We start from the raw sequence: 9,113 nt of genomic DNA, 5'->3' as shown, positions 1-9,113 counted from the left end.
TTCTTTTGTTTGTTTTAAATACTCTACCTTTCCTGTAAAAATAAATTCTAATAATAAAGCTAATGATTTAGACAAAATAACTGTATAAATTTTGTAATTAGCAATATCGATTTCTTCATTTTCCGAAATTGATTCATCAGAGTAATCTTTATTTAAAAGTATTTCAGTGATAGCTTTCGATAAAAGAGAAAATTGTCTTTTCAACATAAAACCAATGATTTCATTTATTTTAGAATCAAACTTCACTTTTTTTAATATTACAAAAGATTTAGAGTATTGATGTGCCGAATAATATGCTAACGAACTGACTAACATAAAATAATCATTATATTTATCTGTAACGTCTTTAGAACTATATATATTCTCCAAGATTGTTGCACCTTTTTCCAAGGGAAAGATAGAGTCTTGTGTGTGTTTATTTTCTGCAAAAGAACATCCAATTGAAAGATATGATATTGCAATACTAGTTAATTTTTGTTCGAGATCAGAAGTATACGAAGGAAAATTTTCAATTGGCTCATTAACATTTAACAACAAAAACTTTGAATCCCCTTGAGCAACTAAGCTTCTTACAAAATCATCTTCCTCAAGTTTACTTAATAATTTTTGGGCTTTTTCAACTTTCATCTTCTACCTCGCTAATTTTTTTAATGGCTAAATCACTTATTTCCGAAATGAAATTCGCAGGATTTTCAATACCTAATGAAACTAATACAAAATTTGGATTACGCGAATATAGATGCCTTTCAACATTTGCTGCAGTATTATGATTACTTAAAAGAAAACCTACGTTTATAATATCTGTTTTGCCTGTATGCATATTACTATTTAAGTCTTCCAACTCCTCTGCTATTTCATCTTCCCCTCTATCACTTAATATTTTGGATAAAAAGAGTAGGGATAGCGGATATGTAACTTCATTACCTATATTGTCTAATATTTCTTCTATTACAGCTTTTCCAGGGACCTCTCTAAATTTAGACTCCCCTACTATTAGTCTACCGAAAACATCAGCCGCATTTAATAGTAAAACATCATCCCCTTTCATTGATTGGTTAATATTCGGATTATATCTTAACCTATAAACCAATAAATCCAACCCGGAGGTAGCCTTTAAATATTCTGCTAGTATTATTTCAGCAGTATTTCCTTTTATTGTTTTGTTATCACTCGGAAAAAAATTAAGTTTTTGAACGTAATTTTGAAACCCTTGCTTTTCTAAAGTCTTTTTCTTTTTTTCAATCCTACTTTTTCTTTTTTCATCCATATGATGCTGAATAAACCATTCTGAAACTTTGTCTATAGAATTTTCTCTTGTCCCATCAATTTCACTAAGAATTCTATGTTTTTTCTGCGGTAATTCTATGCTGTCTTCTGATAGTAACCACTCAATAAAGAAAGGTTCTTTCCCTTCATGGGACCCTATTAATTCAATAAGTTTGTTATCCTTGCCTTCCATTACCATCACACTTTCAAACAAAGTTATTTTTTTCCATTGGGAATTAATACTAATGTAACATAAGTTCACCAAAAAGACCGAGAGTGATGTAATCAAATTATTGTAAATTGATGTTTTACCCCACAACAAATAAAGCCCTTGAAAACAAGGGCTCATTGAGTGAATGATTAATATATTTTTTTAAGCATCTTGTGTTAAATGTATTGGTATTTTTTGGACTTATTATTGTTTCGCAGCTATTAACTCCTCCTCTAGAGATCACCTTTAGCGTTAAAGGTGATCTCTATTTCCTTATTCATATGTCCCCAACTTAAGGTTATTATATATTCTCTGAAAGGTTAAGCATTCTGAGGCCAATCTTTATACTGCTCTTTTGCTTCTTCCATAATTGCTTTTGTGATGAATATAAGTTGTTTTCCTTTAATTCCCTCGTTCATTAAAACTTTCTTAACCGCCATGTTTACCTTAGCATAGATATTCTTGCGGTGTTCGCTAGTCCAGTCCTGACTTAAGTTCTTCTTTAACTCATTCACTACCTTGTGAATGAGGTCAGCTAAAAACTTATTATCGAAGGCTTCCATTTTTAGTGAGGTAATGGCTTTATAGAATTCAACTTCTTCCTCAGATAGACCAAGGTCTTTCCGGAAGTCTGCTTCATCATCAACTTCATTTTTCATTTCAGCCATCACTCTTACAACATCCGCTGCTTGTATAATACGATTATGGTAATCTTTTAAGGTTTTCTCCAGTAACTCACGCATTTGCTTTTCTTTAGGGCTATTCCTTTTGAAATTGACTTGGATATGGTCTTCCAGTAATTTTTTCAGCAACTTTAGACGTAGATCCTCATGATCTTCTTTTTCCTGCATATCTTTGAGAAATTCTTCATCAAGAATACTTATATCAGGTTTTTCAATGCCTGCAACCTTATATATATCAACTGGCTCTTTGGTTTCCAAATGTCTATCAATTAAGGAGTTTAGGCGCTCTTCCACCGTTTGATTTGAATTAAAGTTATTATTTTGGGCTGAAAGAAACTTTCTAACTTGAATACGGACCATTTGATATAGAGTGGCTTCATCCGAATATGGAATAACCTTATCGATATGTTTTACCAACTTATATGCCTTCTCTAGTTTTACGCAATCCTCAACAAATGCTTCCGGATCTCCGTTTAATTGGTCATTAACAAGATCTGCAATTAAATCATCGCGACTTACTTTAGACAGAGAGCGCCAATCATTACGATGCTCGATATCACCAAAATACTTACGCACTTCTTTTAACTTATTATTAAAGACACTAATAGCTTGGTCGACATCTATGTCCATATCATTTGTTGCGTTATCACCCGTATATTGGTTAGTTGCTTCTTTAAGAGATGTTGCAATACCAATAAAGTCAACGATTAGTCCACCTTCTTTACCAGGGAAAACTCGGTTAACACGTGCAATCGCTTGTATTAGAGTGTGACCCTTCATTGGTTTATCAACATACAGGAATGAAAGGTTCGGAACATCAAAACCAGTAAGCCACATTGAAACAACGATAACTAGTTTCAGAGGATCATCGGTTTTCTTCAAACGACCTTTAACTTCTTCTTGTTCTTCCTTCGTTTTAATGTGAGCGTATTTGCTACCTGGATTTATCTCTCGCCATGAGTCAGGGTCTTTTGAAACATCACCCGTCATAATTATTTCTACTTCTGGACAGTTATCGTGTTTCTTTAGTTCATCATACAAGCGAACGGCAACCTGACGACTCATACAAACGATCATACCCTTTTGATATGGATCTGCGGCTTTATTAAAATGATCTAGAATACTTTTAGAAAGTCTTTGGAGACGTTTCGGTGTACCAACAACTTTCTCTAAAGCTGCCCATTTCAATTTGTAAGATCGTGTCTCCTCATCATCAAGCCCAACCTCGTTAACTAGATCCGTAAATTCTTCATCTATATCAGCACCATCATAGTCTAATGGAATCATCCGACTTTCATAATATAGTGGTAATACTGCTTTATCTTGTACGGCCTGTGCCATATCATAACGATGAATGACATGGCCAAATATTTCTTCTGTATTATTACCAAGTAACTTAACTGGCGTTCCAGTAAAGCCAACAAATGAAGCATTCGGCAAGGCAAATCTTAGTTGAGCTGCATATCCCCCATCAAATCCACTTTGTGTTCGATGAGCCTCATCTGAAATCACGATAATATTCCTTCGCTCCGACAATATCGGGTGTTTAGCTTCGCCTTCCTTTAAGCGGAATTTCTCTATCGTTGAAAAGACAATTTGTCCGCCTTCACCTCTAAGGATATCCCGTAATTGGTCTGCTTTTTTCGCATGATGAATATGTCCAATTAGACTACGACCTTCTGAAAATGTGTCGTGTAGTTGCTCATCTAAGTCATTGCGATCCACCTGTACCACAACCGTAGGATTCTCCAAATACTTATGTCTAGACAAAATAGCAGAATAAAATAACATACTGATACTCTTACCAGAGCCTGTTGTATGATACATCACACCAATTTTATGATCTCCATTTGGGCTGGTGGCTCGAATGGTTTCTTCAACCGCAAAATTCACACCAAAAAACTGGTGATACTTTGCACCGATCTTAATTTTTGAATCACCTTTATCCAGATAAACGATAAAATTACGTATATAGTTTAATAATCTATCCTTTTCAAACAAGCCTTGAATTAACGTTCTCATGGTGTTGACCACATTATTGTCTACATTAACACCATCGATGGTTTTCCAAGAAGCAAAGAAATCATAAGGAGCAGATGGCATCCCATGTTTCGTTTCGATGCCATCTGATATAATCGTGAATGCATTGTATTCAAAAAGTTGGGAGATGTCATGGGTGTAATTACGGATTTGATTATAGGCATCATGTACTGTCGCATTTTCTTTATTTGGGTTTTTAAGTTCAAATAAAATAATTGGAAGACCGTTCACAAAAACAATGATGTCTGGGCGTCGGGACATACGGCCTTCAATTGATAACTGATTAACAACTAAAAAATCATTATTTTTAGGGGTAGTCCAATCAATAGGATAAACGTGTTGGACTTTTTCTTCACCTTTATCCTCGTATATAAATTCAAGACCATTTACACACTTTTGGTGGAAAACAAAATTACGTTCTTCCCATCCAACCCCTTCGTTTAAAATAAACAAGTTTGTTAAACGCCTGATTTCATTAGCAGGGATAAACGGGTAGGTATCATACAGGAAAGATTCCAGTCTACCTTTTAGGACAACTTCTTGTACGCGTTCCCGTTCTCCCAGTTGAAAGAGTTCCTGACCATGAAGATACGTATAGTCAAGACCCTTTAACCGCTCTATCGTCGTTTCTTCAAAATCAGATTCCATTAATCGCCCCATATCCAGCCCTCCCTTTTATTGCATTACATTTTTAATTTTTCTTTGGCTTCTGATAATTAAATATCACCCGATAATAGTTTTGGTAATAGATAATCACGTATCTTAACAAGATAATCATTTTCCTTTTCATTCGCTAATACTTTCTTAAACAAGGACGTTAATTTATTATTGAATCTATCTTTAGTTTCATCATCGGGCACAAGAAATTTTACACTTTTAAGGTTTCTTTGGTTGATTTTTGGCTGAACAGCCCCTGTTACTATAGGAGAAACATTTAATGTTTCAAGGAATGTTTTTAACCATTCTGTCGAAATTCCATTTTTACCTTCTAAAATATGTGCATGATTATTAACCCAAAACTTACCCGATATGTACTGAATATATGGAGTACAATCATCCTTCATTACTGACCCATCTTCACCCATCAATACATAAGTACCGTCAAAGATATAATCATCCACATAATCCATTATTGAAGTAGCTCCATAATAAGGAAAAATCCCTTCTCTTTTTTCCCTTTCCATTCTTGATAGCGGCACTCTTTTTGAATCTAATAGGTTACTAACATCACCTAATGTCTTAACTTCCCACCCTTTTGGGATCATTCCTAGTTCTGCTTCCACAAACTCATCATTTTGGAATGGTCCAAAATCAAAAAACCAATGTTTGTAAAGGGTCATAGCCATTTCCTCAAGAGTGTCGTTTATTTGATTATTAAGTTCTATTTTATTATCAAGGTCACTTAAGAACCTAGAAATTTCTAATTGTTCATCAAAAGGTGGTATCTTGATTTCTATTTCATGTAGGTCATTCCTGTTAATTCCCGGGACACTACTTTTAGCATTTATTGAATTATAATTTATAGTTTGTAAAAGGTAATAAATAAACTTAGGGTGGTTGCTCTTAAAATCTTTTACGAATAATGTTGTATTTAATGGCCAAAATTCGTCTTCTGAGTAGAACACTTTACCTACCGTTCCATAACGTCCTGTAACTACTCCCGGACCCATAATCTTTGATTCAGAATGCCAACCAGTTACCCCCGAGGAAGAAATGATGGGGATATTACCTTTTAACCTATGTTTTTTAGGTAGGTCAAAACCCCGTTGCAACGTAACCTGTTCTCCTAACTTAGAAGTTTGCCAATTTTTTCTCACATAAGTCCCTCCAAGTTCTTTCTAATTTTCTCTTGGAGGCGATTCGATTCTTCAAACTGCTCAAGTAATTTTACTTTTAAACCTGTCATTTTTTCTTCAAATGGCACACCATCATCTTCTACTTCTTCTGTTCCAACATAAATACCTGGTGTTAACTTATAATCATTCTCTTTTATGTCAGCCAACTTTAATACTTTACTGAATCCAAGAATATCCTCAACTTTTACATCATCAAACTTGAAATTATGATAAACTGTCGCGATTTCTTCAATTTCTGCTTCAGATAACGCTTTTTGTTTTCTACTCACCAATGATCCTTTTTGGCGTGCATCGATGAATAGCACTTCATCTCTACGCTCACGATACTTTCCTTTACCATCTCGATTCTTACTTAAGAAAAACAGGCAGCACGGAATACCTGTAGACAAAAAAAGTTTCTCAGGCAAAGCCACTATACAATCAATATACCCATTGTTAATAAACCATTTCCGCACTTCTCTTTCATTCCTGTGATTAGTTGTCATTGCCCCATTAGCCATTACATAGCCAGCTGATCCTTGTTCATTTAAGTGATGAAAAAAATGCTGCATCCACATATAGTTTGCATTGGAATCTGTCACAGGACCGATTAAACGTGGGTCATCATTTGAAATTCGATCTGCACCCCATCCGTCTTGGTTAAATGGTGGATTAGCAATAACATAATCAGCCTTTAAGTCAGGAAATTTGTCATCTAATAATGAGTTACCAAGACGGATATCTGCATTTAACCCATGAAGTAAGACATTCATCTTTCCTAATCGAGCCGTCGTTGTTACATTCTCTTGTCCATAAAATGAAAGTCCGTGACGACTTAGAGAGTACTCTTCTGATTGAATGAACATACCGCCTGAACCACAAGCAGGATCAAAGACAGTACCCTTAATTGGTTCTAACATACGAGCCAGAAGGCTTACTACCGAATAAGGAGTATAGAATTCTCCTCCTCTTTGTCCCTCTGTAGATGCAAATTCAGAAATAAAGTACTCATATACACGGCCTAGAATATCTACACTTCGCTCATCATTTGCACTAAAAACATCACGAGAAAAAATTTCTATTAAGCCCGATACGTTTTCAGCAGGTAAATTACTTCCTTGGAATATTCGAGGTAACATTCCCTCTAAATCAGGGTTTTCTTCCTCTAGGCGTTTCATCGCATTATCAAGGATTTCCTTTATGTTCGGTTGTTTCGCATTCTTTAAAATATGAGACCAGCTTGATTCTTCTGGTACGACATACACATTTTCAGACATATACATGTCTGGATCTTCTTTAATTATTTGTTGAGTTTCTTCATCTGAAGCGTACCAATCACTATGAGGATCTTTAACTAGATTGTCTATCTCCTCTTTTCGGATGTTATAGCGATTTGATAAATAACGCAAAAAGATTAACGGTAAAACGTAATGTTTATAGTCGGCCGGTGCAACACTTCCACGCATATTAGTGGCTGCATCGAATAAGTCTTTTTGAAAATTTATATCTGCTTTTGCTGTCATTATAGTGTTCCCCCTGGTTAACTACCAATTCACTTCCAACTACCACCTATTCTACCACGTTTTCTAATACTTTTTATGCTTGTAGATTCCATCTAATAATTTCTCCAATACCGTCTAATAACAGACCATCATCTAAAAATTATTTAAGAGAAGTCAGTAAGGAAAATTGGTAAAAAGAGATGCACTATCAACCTTTTTCACCAACTAACACTGTTTTAACTCATCCTACGCTGCCATTCAGGAATAAAAACCCTCTTCAACCAGTTAGCCATTAATTCAGAATCATGATCTAGTTGATAAAAATCTATCGATTGCTTGATTTTTTCTATCTTTCTAATATACCTATCATCATAGCCGTACCAAGCTTGGATCATATCCTGCGACTCAACACCCACATGCTCCCTGCAAAAGATTTCAAATGCAAATAGGAAAGACTGTACTTCATTTATAAATCTCTTTTCAATATTAAGTTTTCGGTCTTTATTAAATCCATTGAGGATTTTGATAATGGACAATGTTTTGTCGTATTCTAAAAGCTGAATAATAAAAATTGTAACTATATCCCTGGAAGCCTCGATCCTTTCAGTATAAGAATGGTCGGACTCCAAATACATAAACTGCGGGCATGACTTCACAAGCTTTTCACGTTGAACTTCGTCATTATTAACAAATGTCTCGATAACCATTTTAAATCGTTCATCAGAACTTAGTTTCGGATACATCTTATCGTTCATATTTCTTAAAGTATTTAAACGAGCTTTAACACTCACTTATTTCGCCTCCAATCTTTGGACTACTTCCTTAAGTTGCTCCATTTCTTCTTGCAACTCTCCCATTTCCATACTCTTTAAAGTCGTATTTGATAAAGCATTGATAGCCTTTGCCTTCTCATTTGTCATTTCTCCAGTAGTTAATAGGTGATTAATAACCCTTGATAACATTCTTCTAACGTCCTGGGGTCTCTTCAATCTCACCTCATTTTTATATAGTGGAGCCACTTTTTCTCACCCTCCCTTAAAAGGCTTAAATTCACACTATCCAGCCATTATAATGGTACATTTGTTTGAAAACTTTAGTACATTTCCTTCTCATCATCTTGTTATAGCTCGATCCCGAACGATCAACTGACTGGTTAATATTTTTACAATCAAATCATCATCTTCTTTTCTAAATTTTTACCCACATTACCCACATTCGATGTAATCTCTTACGGGTCTTAGTTTTGTAGCGTGGGTACTCCCGGTACACCTTGACACACATTACCCATATTTGGTTCCTTACTTGAATTGCGGGTAGTGTGTACCTATGTGTACTTAGCATTCCCACGCTAATTTTCTTTTTCTTACCAGGGTTGTAAGCTATTGTGGGTAATGTGGTAGTGATATAAGTTATTTTAAATTAGAGGATTCACTTCTAGCAGTGCCTTCCTGCCATCCTTCATTTGATAGATAAACCCCCGCTCCTCCAGTTCCCCCAATGTCGCTTTTAGATGAAAGGCTTTTTTGAATCGTCTCCTTGTTAGGTTTTGAATATCTCTATATTCAATCACAGGCGT

The 9,113-nt window shown here is 35.1% G+C and carries 6 protein-coding genes and 1 pseudogene; all 7 read right to left on the bottom strand.

What is annotated here, in order from left to right:
• Nucleotides 1–627: pseudogene (locus tag LD39_RS04310) on the bottom strand (DEAD/DEAH box helicase); the annotation flags it as partial.
• Complete coding sequence (locus LD39_RS04305) at nt 617–1,585, bottom strand: Hachiman antiphage defense system protein HamA (protein WP_231572509.1); 969 nt, start codon at nt 1,583–1,585, stop codon at nt 617–619. The gene LD39_RS04305 and the pseudogene LD39_RS04310, both read right to left, overlap by 11 nt.
• A gap of 212 nt (nt 1,586–1,797) precedes the next feature.
• Complete coding sequence (locus tag LD39_RS04300) at nt 1,798–4,860, bottom strand: type I restriction endonuclease subunit R (RefSeq protein WP_035543244.1); 3,063 nt, start codon at nt 4,858–4,860, stop codon at nt 1,798–1,800.
• A 56-nt stretch (nt 4,861–4,916) separates the two neighbouring features.
• Nucleotides 4,917–6,017 (bottom strand): restriction endonuclease subunit S, encoded by a 1,101-nt coding sequence (locus LD39_RS04295; RefSeq protein ID WP_035543241.1) that lies wholly within the window; start codon nt 6,015–6,017, stop codon nt 4,917–4,919.
• Nucleotides 6,014–7,558 carry a class I SAM-dependent DNA methyltransferase gene (locus LD39_RS04290; RefSeq protein ID WP_035543239.1) on the bottom strand — a complete coding sequence of 515 codons (1,545 nt, stop codon included), beginning with the start codon at nt 7,556–7,558 and terminating at the stop codon, nt 6,014–6,016. Before LD39_RS04290 ends, LD39_RS04295 begins: the two co-directional genes overlap by 4 nt.
• A gap of 215 nt (nt 7,559–7,773) precedes the next feature.
• The gene (locus LD39_RS04285; protein WP_035543236.1) at nt 7,774–8,328 is read right to left on the bottom strand and encodes a hypothetical protein; all 555 of its coding nucleotides are present in this window, start codon (nt 8,326–8,328) and stop codon (nt 7,774–7,776) included.
• Nucleotides 8,329–8,499, bottom strand: a complete 171-nt coding sequence (locus tag LD39_RS04280; protein WP_156112561.1) for a hypothetical protein — start codon at nt 8,497–8,499, stop codon at nt 8,329–8,331.
• Nucleotides 8,500–9,113 lie beyond the last annotated feature (614 nt).

The organism is Halobacillus sp. BBL2006, assembly GCF_000786645.1.
In the GTDB taxonomy this organism is placed as follows: Bacteria; Bacillota; Bacilli; order Bacillales; family Halobacillaceae; genus Halobacillus.
The sequence above is the reverse complement of the archived record's forward strand: the minus strand, read 5'-3'. Positions and strand labels throughout refer to the sequence as shown.

Coding starts and splice junctions, on each gene's coding strand:
- LD39_RS04300 (WP_035543244.1), bottom strand. CDS start 4,860: ATGGGGCGATTAATGGAATCTGATTTTGAAGAAACGACGATAGAGCGG.
- LD39_RS04290 (WP_035543239.1), bottom strand. CDS start 7,558: ATGACAGCAAAAGCAGATATAAATTTTCAAAAAGACTTATTCGATGCA.
- LD39_RS04280 (WP_156112561.1), bottom strand. CDS start 8,499: ATGTTATCAAGGGTTATTAATCACCTATTAACTACTGGAGAAATGACA.